At 56.6% G+C, this 14,018-nt stretch carries 20 protein-coding genes; 1 reads left to right on the plus strand and 19 read right to left on the minus strand.

Going from position 1 to position 14,018, the window contains the following annotated elements; all coding sequences use genetic code 11:
* The first annotated feature begins 31 nt into the window (after nt 1-31).
* Nucleotides 32-2,866 carry an excinuclease ABC subunit UvrA gene (gene uvrA, locus REH34_RS12720; protein ID WP_311971828.1) on the plus strand — a complete coding sequence of 945 codons (2,835 nt, stop codon included), beginning with the start codon at nt 32-34 and terminating at the stop codon, nt 2,864-2,866.
* 176 nt (nt 2,867-3,042) lie between these two features.
* Here the strand turns inward: uvrA and bfr are convergent, their stop codons facing one another.
* The 19 genes from bfr to rplN form a co-directional block, all read right to left on the minus strand.
* Nucleotides 3,043-3,507 (minus strand): bacterioferritin, encoded by a 465-nt coding sequence (gene bfr / locus REH34_RS12725; protein WP_311971829.1) that lies wholly within the window; start codon nt 3,505-3,507, stop codon nt 3,043-3,045.
* A gap of 166 nt (nt 3,508-3,673) precedes the next feature.
* Entirely contained in the window at nt 3,674-5,119 is a 1,446-nt protein-coding gene (locus tag REH34_RS12730) for a catalase (RefSeq protein WP_226507462.1), read from the minus strand.
* 195 nt (nt 5,120-5,314) lie between these two features.
* Entirely contained in the window at nt 5,315-5,701 is a 387-nt protein-coding gene (gene rplQ / locus REH34_RS12735) for a 50S ribosomal protein L17 (protein ID WP_226507463.1), read from the minus strand.
* 42 nt (nt 5,702-5,743) lie between these two features.
* Nucleotides 5,744-6,745: a DNA-directed RNA polymerase subunit alpha gene (locus REH34_RS12740; protein ID WP_226507464.1), complete on the minus strand. Its 1,002-nt coding sequence runs from the start codon at nt 6,743-6,745 to the stop codon at nt 5,744-5,746.
* Between the two features lie 22 nt (nt 6,746-6,767).
* On the minus strand, nt 6,768-7,388 hold the full coding sequence (gene rpsD / locus REH34_RS12745) for a 30S ribosomal protein S4 (protein ID WP_226507465.1): 621 nt from the start codon (nt 7,386-7,388) through the stop codon (nt 6,768-6,770).
* Between the two features lie 17 nt (nt 7,389-7,405).
* The gene (gene rpsK / locus REH34_RS12750) at nt 7,406-7,795 is read right to left on the minus strand and encodes a 30S ribosomal protein S11 (RefSeq protein WP_002555466.1); all 390 of its coding nucleotides are present in this window, start codon (nt 7,793-7,795) and stop codon (nt 7,406-7,408) included.
* A 30-nt stretch (nt 7,796-7,825) separates the two neighbouring features.
* Nucleotides 7,826-8,182, minus strand: a complete 357-nt coding sequence (rpsM, locus tag REH34_RS12755) for a 30S ribosomal protein S13 (protein ID WP_008374135.1) — start codon at nt 8,180-8,182, stop codon at nt 7,826-7,828.
* 129 nt (nt 8,183-8,311) lie between these two features.
* Nucleotides 8,312-8,428 carry a 50S ribosomal protein L36 gene (gene rpmJ / locus REH34_RS12760; RefSeq protein ID WP_002555468.1) on the minus strand — a complete coding sequence of 39 codons (117 nt, stop codon included), beginning with the start codon at nt 8,426-8,428 and terminating at the stop codon, nt 8,312-8,314.
* A gap of 28 nt (nt 8,429-8,456) precedes the next feature.
* Nucleotides 8,457-9,788 (minus strand): preprotein translocase subunit SecY, encoded by a 1,332-nt coding sequence (gene secY / locus REH34_RS12765; RefSeq protein ID WP_226507466.1) that lies wholly within the window; start codon nt 9,786-9,788, stop codon nt 8,457-8,459.
* Nucleotides 9,789-10,223: a 50S ribosomal protein L15 gene (gene rplO, locus REH34_RS12770; protein ID WP_226507467.1), complete on the minus strand. Its 435-nt coding sequence runs from the start codon at nt 10,221-10,223 to the stop codon at nt 9,789-9,791. It abuts the gene before it with no gap.
* 3 nt (nt 10,224-10,226) lie between these two features.
* Nucleotides 10,227-10,403 (minus strand): 50S ribosomal protein L30, encoded by a 177-nt coding sequence (gene rpmD, locus REH34_RS12775; protein ID WP_003176408.1) that lies wholly within the window; start codon nt 10,401-10,403, stop codon nt 10,227-10,229.
* Between the two features lie 2 nt (nt 10,404-10,405).
* Complete coding sequence (gene rpsE / locus REH34_RS12780) at nt 10,406-10,906, minus strand: 30S ribosomal protein S5 (RefSeq protein WP_226507468.1); 501 nt, start codon at nt 10,904-10,906, stop codon at nt 10,406-10,408.
* 3 nt (nt 10,907-10,909) lie between these two features.
* The gene (gene rplR / locus REH34_RS12785; RefSeq protein WP_003186037.1) at nt 10,910-11,260 is read right to left on the minus strand and encodes a 50S ribosomal protein L18; all 351 of its coding nucleotides are present in this window, start codon (nt 11,258-11,260) and stop codon (nt 10,910-10,912) included.
* Nucleotides 11,261-11,270: 10 nt separating this feature from the next.
* Nucleotides 11,271-11,804, minus strand: a complete 534-nt coding sequence (gene rplF / locus REH34_RS12790) for a 50S ribosomal protein L6 (protein ID WP_226507469.1) — start codon at nt 11,802-11,804, stop codon at nt 11,271-11,273.
* 12 nt (nt 11,805-11,816) lie between these two features.
* Complete coding sequence (gene rpsH / locus REH34_RS12795; RefSeq protein ID WP_226507470.1) at nt 11,817-12,209, minus strand: 30S ribosomal protein S8; 393 nt, start codon at nt 12,207-12,209, stop codon at nt 11,817-11,819.
* Between the two features lie 214 nt (nt 12,210-12,423).
* Nucleotides 12,424-12,729: a 30S ribosomal protein S14 gene (gene rpsN, locus REH34_RS12800; protein WP_226507471.1), complete on the minus strand. Its 306-nt coding sequence runs from the start codon at nt 12,727-12,729 to the stop codon at nt 12,424-12,426.
* 14 nt (nt 12,730-12,743) lie between these two features.
* Nucleotides 12,744-13,283, minus strand: a complete 540-nt coding sequence (gene rplE / locus REH34_RS12805; protein WP_226507472.1) for a 50S ribosomal protein L5 — start codon at nt 13,281-13,283, stop codon at nt 12,744-12,746.
* 20 nt (nt 13,284-13,303) lie between these two features.
* A complete protein-coding gene (rplX, locus tag REH34_RS12810; RefSeq protein WP_049860773.1) occupies nt 13,304-13,618 on the minus strand; it encodes a 50S ribosomal protein L24 in 315 nt (104 codons plus the stop codon).
* A gap of 11 nt (nt 13,619-13,629) precedes the next feature.
* Nucleotides 13,630-13,998, minus strand: coding sequence for a 50S ribosomal protein L14 (gene rplN / locus REH34_RS12815; protein ID WP_002555479.1), 369 nt, complete (start codon nt 13,996-13,998; stop codon nt 13,630-13,632).
* Nucleotides 13,999-14,018 lie beyond the last annotated feature (20 nt).

The raw sequence follows: 14,018 nt of genomic DNA on the forward strand, positions 1-14,018 counted from the left end.
TTCTGTTTACCGCCTGCCGCGCGAGGCCGCCTTGGACAAGATTCTGGTACGTGGGGCTCGAACCCACAATTTGAAAAACATCGATCTGACCCTGCCACGCGACAAGCTGATAGTGATTACCGGCCTGTCGGGGTCGGGCAAATCTTCTCTGGCATTCGATACGCTCTACGCCGAGGGCCAGCGCCGCTACGTCGAGTCGCTGTCGGCCTACGCCCGGCAGTTCCTGTCGATGATGGAAAAACCCGACGTCGACACCATCGAGGGCCTGTCGCCGGCGATTTCCATCGAGCAGAAATCCACGTCGCACAACCCGCGGTCCACAGTCGGCACCATCACCGAGATCTACGACTACTTGCGTCTGCTGTACGCTCGCGTGGGTCAACCGCGCTGCCCGGATCATGACATTCCACTGGAAGCCCAGACGGTCAGCCAGATGGTCGACTTGGTATTGGCCCAGCCTGAAGGCAGTAAACTAATGCTCCTGGCGCCGGTGATCCGCGAGCGCAAGGGCGAGCACCTGTCGGTGTTCGAAGAGTTGCGCGCGCAGGGGTTCGTCCGTGCTCGCATCAACGGCAAGCTGCACGAGCTCGACGAATTGCCGAAGCTCGAAAAGCAGAAGAAGCACACCATCGAAGTCGTGGTCGACCGTTTCAAAGTCCGTGCCGACTTGCAGCAGCGTCTGGCCGAGTCGTTCGAGACCGCCTTGAAGCTGGCTGACGGCATCGCGCTGGTCGCACCGATGGACGACGAGCCCGGCGAAGAGATTATCTTCTCGGCGCGCTTCGCTTGCCCGATCTGCGGCCATGCCATCAGCGAGCTTGAGCCCAAGCTGTTTTCCTTCAACAACCCGGCCGGCGCCTGCCCTACCTGCGACGGCCTGGGCGTGAAGCAGTTCTTCGACGCCAAGCGCCTGGTCAACGGCGAGCTGACCCTGGCCGAAGGCGCGATACGCGGTTGGGACCGGCGCAATGTCTATTACTTCCAGATGCTCGGCTCACTGGCCTCGCATTTCGGTTTCAGCCTTGAAGAGCCCTTCGGCGAGTTGCCGGCGGAGCGCCAGAAGCTGCTGCTGTACGGCAGCGGCAAGGACAACGTCGACTTCAAATACCTGAACGACCGCGGTGATATCGTCAAGCGCTCGCATCCGTTCGAAGGCATCGTGCCCAATCTCGAGCGGCGCTACCGCGAGACCGAGTCGGCCACGGTGCGCGAGGAGCTGGCGAAGTTTCTCAGCACCCAGCCGTGCCCGGATTGCCGCGGTACGCGTTTGCGCCGTGAAGCACGTCACGTGTGGGTAGGTGAAAAAACCCTGCCTGCGGTGACGGGCCTGCCAATCGGCGATGCCACTGAATACTTCGCTGGCCTCACCCTGACCGGTCGCCGCGGCGAGATCGCCGACAAGATTCTCAAGGAAATCCGCGAGCGCCTGCAGTTTCTGGTCAACGTCGGCCTCGACTACCTGACGCTGGACCGCAGTGCCGACACGCTGTCGGGCGGTGAAGCACAGCGTATCCGCCTGGCCAGCCAGATCGGCGCGGGCCTGGTGGGGGTCATGTATATCCTCGACGAGCCTTCCATCGGCCTGCACCAGCGCGACAACGACCGGCTGCTGGGCACTCTCAAGCATCTGCGCGACATCGGCAACACGGTGATCGTGGTCGAGCACGACGAAGACGCTATTCGCATCGCCGACTATGTGGTCGACATCGGCCCTGGCGCCGGCGTGCATGGCGGTCATATCGTTGCCGAAGGGACTGCACAGGAGGTCATGGATCACCCAGATTCGCTGACCGGCAAATATCTGTCCGGACGGATGAAGATCGTCTATCCGGCAAAGCGCACCCCACGCAACAAGAAGCTGTCGCTGACCGTCAAGGGTGCTCGCGGGAACAACCTGCGCAATGTCGACCTGGAAATCCCGATAGGTCTTTTGACCTGTGTGACCGGTGTGTCCGGCTCAGGCAAGTCGACGCTGATCAACAACACGCTGTTCCCACTGGCCGCTACTGCACTTAATGGCGCGACGACCCTGGAAGCCGCCGCGCACGACAGCATCGACGGCCTGCAGCATCTGGACAAGGTCGTGGATATCGACCAGAGCCCGATCGGTCGTACGCCGCGTTCGAACCCGGCAACCTACACCGGTTTGTTCACACCGATTCGCGAGCTTTTCGCCGGTGTACCCGAGGCACGTTCGCGCGGTTACGGGCCGGGGCGTTTCTCGTTCAACGTCAAGGGCGGGCGCTGCGAGGCGTGCCAGGGCGATGGCTTGATCAAGGTGGAGATGCACTTCCTGCCGGACATTTACGTGCCTTGCGATGTGTGCAAGAGCAAGCGCTACAACCGCGAAACTCTGGAGATCCGCTACAAGGGCAAGAGCATCGACGAAGTGCTGCAGATGACGGTCGAGGAGGCGCGCGTGTTCTTCGATGCCGTGCCAGCATTGGCGCGCAAGCTGCAGACGCTGATGGATGTGGGGCTGTCTTACATCAAGGTCGGGCAATCGGCAACGACCCTGTCGGGGGGCGAGGCGCAGCGGGTCAAGCTGTCCCGCGAGCTGTCCAAGCGCGACACCGGCAAGACCCTGTACATCCTCGATGAGCCGACCACTGGTCTGCACTTCGCGGATATCCAGCAACTACTCGATGTACTGCATCGTTTGCGCGACCATGGCAACACCGTGGTAGTCATCGAGCACAACCTGGACGTGATCAAGACCGCCGACTGGATCGTTGACCTGGGGCCTGAGGGTGGCTCCAAGGGCGGCATGATCATTGGCTGCGGGACGCCCGAGCAGGTCGCGGCGATGAAGCAGTCGTATACCGGGCATTATCTCAAGCCGCTGCTGGAGCGGGACAAGGCTTGATGCCAATCCATTGTGGCGATGGCGATCTCATGATCACTTTCGCGTGCAAGTTTTGCCCATAGTCTAGGAGCAAAGCTTGCCCCCAAAGGAGCGTGCCCAATTGCAACATTGTGCACTGCAACAACAAAAAGCCCCGGACACATAAGTGGCCGGGGCTTTTTTTATCCGCGTGGAAATCAGAACTGCGATTGCAGGTAGTTTTCCAGGCCGATGTTCTTGATCAGACCCTGCTGCTTCTCCAGCCAATAGGTGTGATCTTCTTCAGTGTCCGACAACTGCACGCGCAGGATATCGCGGGTGACGTAGTCGCGGTGCTGCTCACACAACGCGATCCCTTTGCACAGCGCGGCGCGCACTTTGTATTCCAGGCGCAGGTCGGCCGCGATCATTTCCGGCACCGTGGTACCGACTTCGAGATCGTCCGGGCGCATGCGCGGCGTGCCTTCGAGCATCAGGATGCGGCGCATCAAGGCGTCGGCATGACCCGCCTCTTCTTCCATCTCGTGGTTGATTCGCTCGTAGAGCTTGGTGAAACCCCAATCTTCATACATCCGCGAATGGATGAAGTACTGATCACGCGCGGCCAGCTCACCGGTCAAAAGCGTGTTGAGGTAATCAATAACGTCCGGGTGACCTTGCATCGCCCTGAATCTCCCTGCTGTAAAGGCTGTAGTTTGAACCAAGCCGTCGCACAGGTCGACAAAAAGTAGCTAAAAATTGCCGATATTCGGCGAAACGCGAACTATTAACAGCAAAAACCGCCCATCTGAGGGCGGTTCTGCTTCGCATTTAGACTACGTTCAAAATTTAGCCCAGTTGCACGCCCAGCGCATTCGCGACGCCTTGGCCATAGGCGGGATCAGCCTTGAAAAAGTGCTGCAACTGACGCTGCACCACATCGCTGCTCACGCCTGCCATAGCACCCGCGATGTTGCTGATCAACAGTGCCTTTTGCTCGGCATCCATCAAACGGAACAGCGCGCCCGCATGGCTGTAATAATCGGTATCTTCGCGATGATCGTAACGATCGGCCGCGCCGCTCAGAGCCAGCGAAGGTTCCGCGTATTGCGGGGCCTGCTTAGGCGCGTCGCTATAGCTGTTCGGCTCGTAGTTCGGCGCTGCCCCACCATTGCTGCCAAACGCCATTGAACCATCACGTTGGTAGCTGTTGACCGGGCTACGCGGGGCATTGACCGGCAGCTGCTGGTGATTGGTACCCACGCGATAGCGATGAGCATCGGCGTACGCGAACACGCGGCCCTGCAGCATGCGATCAGGCGACAGCCCCACACCGGGCACCATGTTGCTAGGACCGAACGCGGCCTGCTCGACCTCGGCGAAATAGTTGAGCGGGTTACGGTTGAGCTCGAGCACACCCACTTCGATCAACGGGTATTCCTTCTGCGACCAGGTCTTGGTCACGTCGAAGGGGTTCTCATGGTGCTGGTGCGCTTGCTGCTCGGTCATGATCTGCACGCAAACGGTCCACTTGGGGAAATCGCCGCGCTCGATGGCCTGGAACAGGTCGCGCTGAGCGTAGTCGGGGTCGGTCCCGGCAATACGCGCAGCATCGGCCGGCGCAAGGTTCTTGATGCCTTGCTGGGTTTTGTAGTGCCACTTTACCCAGTGACGCTCACCTGCAGCGTTGAGCAGGCTGTAAGTGTGGCTGCCGAAGCCGTGCATGAAACGGTAGCCGTCCGGAATGCCCCGATCGGAAAAGAGGATAGTGACCTGGTGCGTCGCCTCAGGGGAGTGCGACCAGAAATCCCACATCATCTGCGCGCTTTTCAGATTGCTTTGAGGCAGGCGCTTTTGAGTGTGGATGAAATCGGGGAATTTCAACGGGTCACGGATGAAGAACACGGGCGTGTTGTTACCGACGATGTCCCAGTTGCCTTCTTCGGTGTAGAACTTGAGTGCGAAGCCGCGTGGATCGCGCTCAGTGTCCGCAGAGCCGCGCTCACCGCCGACCGTGGAGAAGCGCAGAAAGGTCGGGGTCTGCTTGCCGACGGTGTCGAACAGTTTGGCGCTGCTGTATTGGCTAATGTCACGGGTCACCGTGAAGGTACCGTAAGCGCCCGAGCCCTTGGCGTGCACACGACGCTCTGGGATGTTCTCACGGTTGAAATGCGCGAGTTTTTCAATGAGGTGAAAGTCGTCGAGCAGCAACGGACCGCGTGGGCCGGCAGACCGAGAGTTCTGGTTGTCGGCGACTGGAGCGCCGCTGGCGGTGGTAAGGGTCTTCTGGCTCATATGATGTCGTCCTCTATCAGGCCTTGTAGTGCCGGGCTAAACGGCTGGTGGCCAGTATCATTGAAAACGACAGCGACCTCTAATTTATAGATATTTTGTGCGCGATAGTTTTAAACAATGAATCATCCACTGCAAAAATCGCACGCACAAAAAAACCGGGCGCTAGGCCCGGTTTTCTTGAACAGACTTTTCGTCTTATTCAGCAGCTTCTACAACGCCACCGACAGGACGATCAACCAGTTCGACGTACGCCATAGGCGCGTTGTCGCCAGCGCGGAAACCGCACTTGAGGATGCGCAGGTAGCCACCCTCACGGGTTGCATAACGCTTGCCCAGATCGTTGAACAGTTTACCAACGATAGCTTTCGAACGAGTACGGTCGAAAGCCAGACGACGGTTGGAAACGCTGTCGATCTTGGCCAGGGTGATCAGCGGCTCGGCAACGCGACGCAGTTCCTTGGCTTTTGGCAATGTAGTTTTGATCAGCTCGTGCTCGAACAGCGACACCGCCATGTTCTGGAACATAGCCTTACGGTGCGAGCTGGTACGGCTCAGGTGGCGACCACTTTTACGATGACGCATGGTTCATTCCTTACCAAACACGACGTTCGGTGATTACGACGATCAGGCAGTCGCCTTGTCGTCCTTCTTAAGACTTGCAGGCGGCCAGCTGTCGAGGCGCATGCCGAGAGACAGACCACGCGAGGCCAATACATCCTTGATTTCAGTCAAGGATTTCTTGCCCAGGTTCGGAGTCTTCAACAGTTCTACTTCGGTGCGCTGAATCAGGTCACCAATGTAGTAAATGTTCTCCGCCTTAAGGCAGTTGGCCGAACGTACGGTCAGTTCCAAATCGTCAACCGGACGAAGCAGGATCGGATCGATCTCGTCTTCCGGTTCAACCACTGGTGCCTCGGCTTCACCCTTGAGGTCCACGAACGCAGCCAACTGCTGTTGCAGGATGGTTGCAGCGCGACGGATAGCCTCTTCGGGATCCAGAGTACCGTTGGTTTCCAGATCAATAACCAGCTTGTCCAGGTTGGTGCGCTGCTCGACACGGGCGTTTTCCACCACGTATGCGATACGGCGTACCGGGCTGAACGAAGAGTCAAGCTGCAAGCGACCGATGCTGCGGCTTTCGTCTTCATCGCTTTGACGCGAGTCGGCCGGTTCATAACCACGACCACGAGCTACAACGAGCTTCATGTTCAGGGCGCCGTTAGACGCCAGGTTAGCGATTACGTGATCGGGGTTAACGATCTCGACATCATGATCCAGCTGAATATCGGCAGCGGTAACCACCCCCGAACCCTTTTTCGACAAGGTCAGCGTAACTTCGTCACGACCGTGCAGCTTGATGGCGAGACCTTTAAGGTTCAACAGGATTTCAATGACATCTTCCTGTACACCTTCGATGGCGCTGTACTCATGGAGTACACCGTCAATCTCGGCCTCGACTACTGCACAGCCAGGCATGGAGGACAACAGGATGCGGCGCAGCGCGTTGCCCAGGGTATGGCCAAAACCACGCTCGAGAGGCTCGAGGGTGATTTTAGCGCGGGTTGGACTGACAACTTGCACATCAATGTGGCGAGGTGTCAGGAACTCATTTACCGAAATCTGCATGGATGCACCTATTTTCTAGCCCTTACTTGGAGTAGAGCTCGACAATCAGGCTTTCGTTGATGTCGGCGGACAGATCACTGCGAGCTGGAACGCTTTTGAAGACGCCAGATTTTTTCTCAGTGTCTACTTCTACCCATTCTACGCGGCCACGCTGGGCACACAGATCGAGAGCTTGGACAATGCGAAGCTGGTTCTTTGCTTTCTCGCGAATCGCGACCACGTCACCAGCACGAACCTGGTAGGACGGAACGTTTACGGTTTTGCCGTTAACGCTGATCGACTTGTGCGATACCAGCTGACGGGATTCGGCACGAGTCGAACCAAAGCCCATACGATATACAACGTTGTCCAGACGGCATTCGAGCAGTTGCAGCAGGTTTTCACCGGTTGCACCTTTCTTGCCAGCAGCTTCTTTGTAGTAGCCGCTGAACTGACGCTCGAGAACGCCGTAGATACGACGGACTTTCTGCTTTTCACGCAGTTGAGTACCGTAGTCGGACTGGCGACCACGGCGCTGGCCGTGGATACCTGGGGCTGCTTCGATGTTGCACTTCGATTCCAGGGCGCGAACGCCGCTTTTCAGGAACAGGTCAGTGCCTTCACGACGCGCCAGTTTGCATTTTGGACCAATGTAACGAGCCATTATCTATCGTCTCCTGATTACACGCGGCGCTTCTTCGGCGGACGGCACCCGTTGTGCGGGATTGGCGTCACGTCGGTGATGCTGGCGATCTTATAGCCACAGCCGTTCAATGCACGGACAGCGGACTCACGACCTGGACCTGGACCTTTGACGTTGACGTCAAGGTTTTTCAGGCCATATTCCAGCGCAGCTTGACCAGCACGTTCAGCAGCTACTTGAGCAGCGAACGGGGTGGACTTGCGAGAACCGCGGAAACCCGAACCGCCGGAGGTTGCCCAGGACAGGGCGTTACCTTGACGATCGGTAATGGTCACGATGGTGTTGTTGAAAGACGCGTGGATGTGGGCGATGCCATCAACCACTGTCTTTTTGACTTTTTTACGAGGACGAGCAGCAGGTTTTGCCATGACTAAATTCCTGTCGATTCGCTGGTGCGATTACTTGCGGATCGGCTTACGAGGACCTTTACGGGTCCGCGCGTTGGTCTTGGTACGCTGACCGCGTACTGGCAGACCACGACGATGACGAAGACCGCGATAGCAGCCCAGATCCATCAAGCGCTTGATTTTCATGTTGATTTCGCGACGCAGGTCACCTTCAGTGGTGAACTTCGCCACTTCGCCACGCAGCTGTTCAATCTGCTCGTCGCTCAGATCCTTGATCTTCGCAGCTGGGTTTACCCCAGTGTCTGCACAGATTTTCTGTGCAGTTGTGCGACCAACACCATAGATGTAGGTCAGCGAGATAACAGTGTGCTTGTTATCTGGAATGTTAACGCCTGCAATACGGGCCATTCAGTGGGACTCCAATTGACAGCTACCTACGCCCCGGAAGCCAAGAAATAGGGCGCAAGATGATATCGCTGTAATAACAAATAATCAACCCAGCAGCGCACTAGCTGCTGGGCTTGTAGCACATCACACTCAGCCTTGGCGCTGCTTGTGACGCGGTTCCGCGCTGCAAATGACTCGAACGACGCCTTCGCGACGAATGATTTTGCAGTTACGGCACAGCTTTTTCACCGATGCACGAACTTTCATTGCCAACTCCTCGAACCTTAAGGGACTCTCAGCGCAGCAGACCGCTGCCACCGTAGCCTTTCAGGTTGGCTTTTTTCATCAGGGATTCGTACTGGTGCGAAACGAGGTGCGATTGTACTTGGGACATGAAGTCCATCACAACCACTACCACAATCAGCAGCGAAGTCCCGCCAAGGTAGAACGGAACGTTTGCAGCCACCACCAGGAACTGGGGAAGCAGGCAGACGCACATCATGTACAGAGCACCGAACATGGTCAAACGAGTCAGGACGCCATCAATGTAGCGTGCCGACTGCTCGCCTGGACGAATACCCGGAATAAAGGCACCGGACTTCTTCAGGTTTTCCGCTACGTCTTTCGGATTGAACATCAACGCCGTATAGAAGAAGCAGAAGAAAATAATCCCTGCACTAAACAGCAGAATATTCAACGGCTGACCAGGAGCGATCGACTGCGAGAGATCCTGCAGCCAGCCCATACCCGCAGACTGACCGAACCATTGCCCCAGAGACGCAGGGAACAACAGGATGCTGCTCGCGAAAATAGCCGGAATCACACCAGCCATGTTCACTTTCAGCGGCAAGTGGCTCGTCTGCGCTGCAAAAACCTTGCGGCCCTGCTGACGCTTCGCATAGTGAACGGCGATACGCCGCTGACCACGCTCGATGAATACCACAAAACCGATGATCGCTACTGCCAACACACCGATCGCAACCAGCGCGAAAATATTGATATCGCCCTGACGCGCAGACTCGAAAGACTGCCCTACTGCTCTCGGAAGACCGGCGACGATACCCGAAAAAATCAGCATCGAGATACCGTTACCGACACCACGCTCGGTAATCTGCTCGCCCAGCCACATCATGAACATTGCACCGGCCACAAAAGTGGACACCGCAACGAAATAGAAGCTGAGACCACCAGCGAACGCTACACCCTGGTTGGCCAAACCAATGGACATGCCAATTGCTTGAACCAAGGCCAGGATAACGGTGCCATAGCGGGTGTACTGGCTGATCTTGCGACGGCCAGCTTCACCTTCCTTCTTCAACTGCTCCAGCTGCGGGCTAACGGCGGTCATCAGCTGCATGATGATCGATGCCGAAATATACGGCATGATCCCCAGTGCAAAGATGCTCATCCGTTCCAGCGCGCCGCCGGAAAACATGTTGAACAAGCTAAGAATGGTCCCCTCATTCTGTTTGAACAGATCGGCCAGCCGGTCCGGGTTGATACCGGGCACTGGGATGTGTGCGCCTATTCGGTAGACGATAATCGCCAGGAATAGAAAACGCAGACGAGCCCAAAGCTCCGATAACCCGCCTTTGCTGAGCGCTGAGAGAGCACCTTGCTTAGCCATTTATTCCTCGAACTTGCCGCCAGCTGCTTCGATAGCCGCGCGCGCACCTTTGGTGGCGGCGATTCCCTTGATGGTGACAGCGCGAGTCACTTCACCGGACAGCATGATTTTCACACGCTGTACGCTTTGGTTGATCACGTTGGCATCCTTCAAGGACTGCACGGAGACGATGTCGCCTTCCACTTTGGCCAGCTCGGACAAACGCACTTCTGCGCGGTCCATGGCTTTCAGGGAAACGAAACCGAACTTCGGCAGGCGACGATGCAGCGGCTGTTGACCGCCTTCGAAGCCTGGAGCAATGGTGCCACCGGAACGGGAGGTTTGACCTTTGTGGCCGCGGCCACCAGTCTTACCCAAACCGCTACCGATACCACGGCCCGGACGATGCTTTTCACGACGGGAACCCGGCGCTGGACTCAGATCATTGAGTTTCATCGATTAACCCTCGACTCGCAGCATGTAGTAAGCCTTGTTGATCATCCCGCGATTCTCGGGAGTATCCTGGACTTCTACAGTGTGACCGATGCGACGCAGCCCCAGACCCTTAACGCACAATTTGTGGTTAGGGATGCGACCGGTCATGCTTTTGATCAGCGTTACTTTAACGGTAGCCATGATCAGATGATCTCCTCTACGCTCTTGCCGCGTTTAGCAGCAATCGACGATGGGGACTGCATCGACTTCAGACCTTTGAAAGTGGCATGAACCACGTTCACAGGGTTGGTCGAGCCGTAGCACTTGGCCAGAACGTTCTGAACACCGGCAACTTCCAGTACGGCACGCATTGCGCCGCCGGCGATGATGCCGGTACCTTCGGAAGCAGGCTGCATGTAAACCTTCGAAGCGCCGTGGGCGGACTTCATGGCGTACTGCAGAGTGGTACCGTTCAGGTCCACCTGGATCATGTTGCGGCGAGCAGCTTCCATAGCCTTCTGGATTGCAGCAGGCACTTCACGCGACTTGCCACGGCCGAAGCCTACACGGCCCTTGCCATCACCTACCACGGTCAACGCGGTGAAGGTGAAGATACGGCCGCCTTTAACGGTTTTTGCAACGCGGTTCACTTGAACCAGCTTCTCGATGTAGCCTTCGTCGCGCTTTTGGTCGTTATTTGACATAACTTAGAACTCCAGCCCAGCTTCACGAGCAGCATCAGCCAGCGCTTTCACGCGACCATGGTACTTGAAGCCAGAGCGGTCGAAAGCCACCTGCGAGACGCCAGCGGCCTTAGCACGCGTAGCGACCAGCTGGCCAACCTTAGTGGCCGCGTCGATGTTGCCAGTGGCACCATCACGCAGTTCTTTGTCCAAAGTCGAGGCACTTGCCAAGACTTTGTTGCCGTCGGCCGAGATGACCTGGGCATAGATGTGTTGCGACGAGCGGAACACGCAGAGACGCACGACTTCGAGTTCGTGCATTTTCAGGCGTGCTTTGCGAGCGCGACGCAGACGAGTAACTTTTTTGTCGGTCATTTGCTAGGCCCTACTTCTTCTTGGCTTCTTTACGACGGACGACTTCGTCCGCGTAACGCACACCTTTACCTTTGTAAGGCTCTGGTGGACGGAAATCGCGGATTTCGGCGGCCACTTGACCCACCAGCTGCTTGTCGATGCCCTTGATCAGGATATCGGTCTGGCTAGGAGTCTCAGCGGTGATGCCTTCCGGCAGTTCGTAATCCACCGGGTGCGAGAAGCCGAGAGCCAGGTTCAGCACTGTGCCTTTTGCTTGTGCTTTGTAACCAACACCGACCAGCTGGAGCTTGCGCTCGAAGCCTTGGCTTACGCCTTGGACCATGTTGTTAACCAGAGCACGGGTAGTACCTGCCATTGCACGGGTCTGTTGATCGCCGTTTTTGGCAGCGAAACGCAGTTCGCCAGCCTCTTCAACGATTTCAACCGACGAGTGAACGTTCAGTTCGAGAGTGCCCTTGGCACCCTTCACCGAAAGCTGCTGACCGACGAATTTTACTTCGACGCCCGATGGCAGCTTTACGGGGTTCTTAGCGACGCGAGACATGCTTATCCCCCCTTAGAACACTGTGCAAAGAACTTCGCCGCCGACACCGGCAGCGCGCGCAGCACGATCCGTCATCACACCTTTGTTGGTGGAGACGATAGACACACCGAGACCGCCACGAACTTTAGGCAGATCATCGACGGACTTGTACTGACGCAGGCCTGGACGACTTACGCGTTTGACTTCTTCGATGACCGGACGGCCTTCGAAGTACTTGAGCTCGATGGAAAGCGACGGTTTTACTTCGCTGCTTACCTGGAAACCCGCGATATAGCCTTCGTCCTTCAGAACTTTAGCTACAGCTACCTTCAACGTGGAAGACGGCATGCTCACAACGGCCTTTTCAGCCATCTGGGCATTACGGATTCGAGTTAGCATGTCCGCTAACGGGTCCTGCATACTCATGGGCTAGACGCTCCTGATACAAAAAAAATGAGCCTTGCGGCTGCTACACGTCGCCGAGCATTTGATCCGGTCCAAAAACCCGGGCTCAGGCGAGCCGGCAATTCTAAACGTACCCCAGAAATGAATCAAGCCCCATAAGGGGCTTGATTCAAGTGCGAGGTCACCGGCGGTCGGTTGATTTCTCAACCACCCGCCGTGCCTCTGCCGCAACGGCTTACCAGCTGGCTTTGACCAGACCTGGTACGTCACCGCGCATGGCTGCTTGACGCAGCATGTTACGGCCGAGGCCGAATTTGCGGTAAACGCCGTGTGGACGGCCAGTCAGGCGGCAACGGTTACGCATGCGCGAAGCGCTGGCGTCACGTGGTTGCTTTTGCAGTGCAACGGTCGCTTCCCAACGTGCTTCTGGACTTGCGTTCAGATCAACGATGATAGCTTTCAGTGCAGCGCGCTTCTTGGCGTATTTTGCGACCGTTTGCTGACGCTTCAGCTCACGGTTTTTCATGCTCGTCTTGGCCATTATTCCGTCTCCAATCAGTTGCGGAACGGGAATTTGAAAGCACGCAGCAGAGCGCGACCTTCTTCATCCGAACGTGCAGTAGTGGTCAGGGTGATGTCCAGACCGCGAAGAGCATCGATCTTGTCGTAATCGATTTCCGGGAAAATGATCTGCTCTTTCACGCCCATGCTGTAGTTGCCACGACCATCGAAGGACTTGGCATTCAGGCCGCGGAAGTCGCGAACCCGAGGCAGGGAGATCGCCAGCAGGCGGTCCAGGAATTCGTACATACGATCACGGCGCAGAGTGACTTTGACGCCAATCGGCCAGCCCTCACGGACTTTGAAGCCCGCGATGGATTTACGAGCAAAAGTCACGACGGCTTTTTGGCCGGTGATTTTCTCGAGGTCGGCAACAGCATGCTCGATGACTTTTTTGTCGCCGATTGCTTCGCCAACACCCATGTTCAGGGTGATCTTGGTAACGCGCGGAACTTCCATCACGTTCGCAAGCTTAAGTTCTTCCTTAAGCTTGGGGGCGATTTCCTTCCGATAAATCTCTTTGAGTCGTGCCATGGTCTTCTACCTAGCAGTGTTCAAGCATCAACCGCTTTTTGGGTCGACTTGAAGACACGAATTTTTTTGCCTTCTTCTACTTTGAAACCAACGCGGTCAGCCTTGTTGGTTTCGCCGTTGAAAATGGCGACGTTAGAAGCGTGCAATGGCGCTTCTTTCTCGACGATACCGCCCTGTACGCCCGACATCGGGTTAGGCTTGGTATGACGCTTGACCAGGTTTACACCACCAACGACCAGACGGTCGTCAGCGAGAACCTTCAGCACCTTACCGCGCTTACCTTTGTCTTTGCCGGCGATCACGATGATCTCGTCGTCACGACGAATCTTTTGCATGTCGGATCTCCTTACAGAACTTCTGGGGCGAGCGAGACGATCTTCATGAACTTCTCAGTACGAAGTTCACGGGTCACTGGCCCAAAGATACGGGTACCGATTGGCTCTTGCTTGTTGTTCAACAGAACAGCAGCGTTGCCATCGAAGCGGATGATAGAGCCGTCAGCACGACGAACGCCGTGGCGAGTGCGGACTACAACAGCAGTCATCACTTGACCTTTCTTCACCTTGCCGCGAGGAATTGCTTCCTTCACGGTCACCTTGATGATGTCACCGATACCAGCGTAACGACGGTGCGAACCGCCGAGTACCTTGATGCACATAACGCGACGAGCGCCACTGTTATCGGCCACATCGAGCATGGATTGAGTCTGAATCATAAAATTTCTCCGACCCTTAG

The organism is Pseudomonas baltica, assembly GCF_031880315.1.
In the GTDB taxonomy this organism is placed as follows: Bacteria; Pseudomonadota; Gammaproteobacteria; order Pseudomonadales; family Pseudomonadaceae; genus Aquipseudomonas.

Coding starts and splice junctions, on each gene's coding strand:
- bfr (WP_311971829.1), bottom strand. CDS start 3,507: ATGCAAGGTCACCCGGACGTTATTGATTACCTCAACACGCTTTTGACC.
- REH34_RS12730 (WP_226507462.1), bottom strand. CDS start 5,119: ATGAGCCAGAAGACCCTTACCACCGCCAGCGGCGCTCCAGTCGCCGAC.
- rplQ (WP_226507463.1), bottom strand. CDS start 5,701: ATGCGTCATCGTAAAAGTGGTCGCCACCTGAGCCGTACCAGCTCGCAC.
- REH34_RS12740 (WP_226507464.1), bottom strand. CDS start 6,745: ATGCAGATTTCGGTAAATGAGTTCCTGACACCTCGCCACATTGATGTG.
- rpsD (WP_226507465.1), bottom strand. CDS start 7,388: ATGGCTCGTTACATTGGTCCAAAATGCAAACTGGCGCGTCGTGAAGGC.
- rpsK (WP_002555466.1), bottom strand. CDS start 7,795: ATGGCAAAACCTGCTGCTCGTCCTCGTAAAAAAGTCAAAAAGACAGTG.
- rpsM (WP_008374135.1), bottom strand. CDS start 8,182: ATGGCCCGTATTGCAGGCGTTAACATTCCAGATAACAAGCACACTGTT.
- rpmJ (WP_002555468.1), bottom strand. CDS start 8,428: ATGAAAGTTCGTGCATCGGTGAAAAAGCTGTGCCGTAACTGCAAAATC.
- secY (WP_226507466.1), bottom strand. CDS start 9,788: ATGGCTAAGCAAGGTGCTCTCTCAGCGCTCAGCAAAGGCGGGTTATCG.
- rplO (WP_226507467.1), bottom strand. CDS start 10,223: ATGAAACTCAATGATCTGAGTCCAGCGCCGGGTTCCCGTCGTGAAAAG.
- rpmD (WP_003176408.1), bottom strand. CDS start 10,403: ATGGCTACCGTTAAAGTAACGCTGATCAAAAGCATGACCGGTCGCATC.
- rpsE (WP_226507468.1), bottom strand. CDS start 10,906: ATGTCAAATAACGACCAAAAGCGCGACGAAGGCTACATCGAGAAGCTG.
- rplR (WP_003186037.1), bottom strand. CDS start 11,260: ATGACCGACAAAAAAGTTACTCGTCTGCGTCGCGCTCGCAAAGCACGC.
- rplF (WP_226507469.1), bottom strand. CDS start 11,804: ATGTCTCGCGTCGCTAAGAACCCCGTAAAGCTGCCATCGGGCGTCGAA.
- rpsH (WP_226507470.1), bottom strand. CDS start 12,209: ATGAGTATGCAGGACCCGTTAGCGGACATGCTAACTCGAATCCGTAAT.
- rpsN (WP_226507471.1), bottom strand. CDS start 12,729: ATGGCCAAGACGAGCATGAAAAACCGTGAGCTGAAGCGTCAGCAAACG.
- rplE (WP_226507472.1), bottom strand. CDS start 13,283: ATGGCACGACTCAAAGAGATTTATCGGAAGGAAATCGCCCCCAAGCTT.
- rplX (WP_049860773.1), bottom strand. CDS start 13,618: ATGCAAAAGATTCGTCGTGACGACGAGATCATCGTGATCGCCGGCAAA.
- rplN (WP_002555479.1), bottom strand. CDS start 13,998: ATGATTCAGACTCAATCCATGCTCGATGTGGCCGATAACAGTGGCGCT.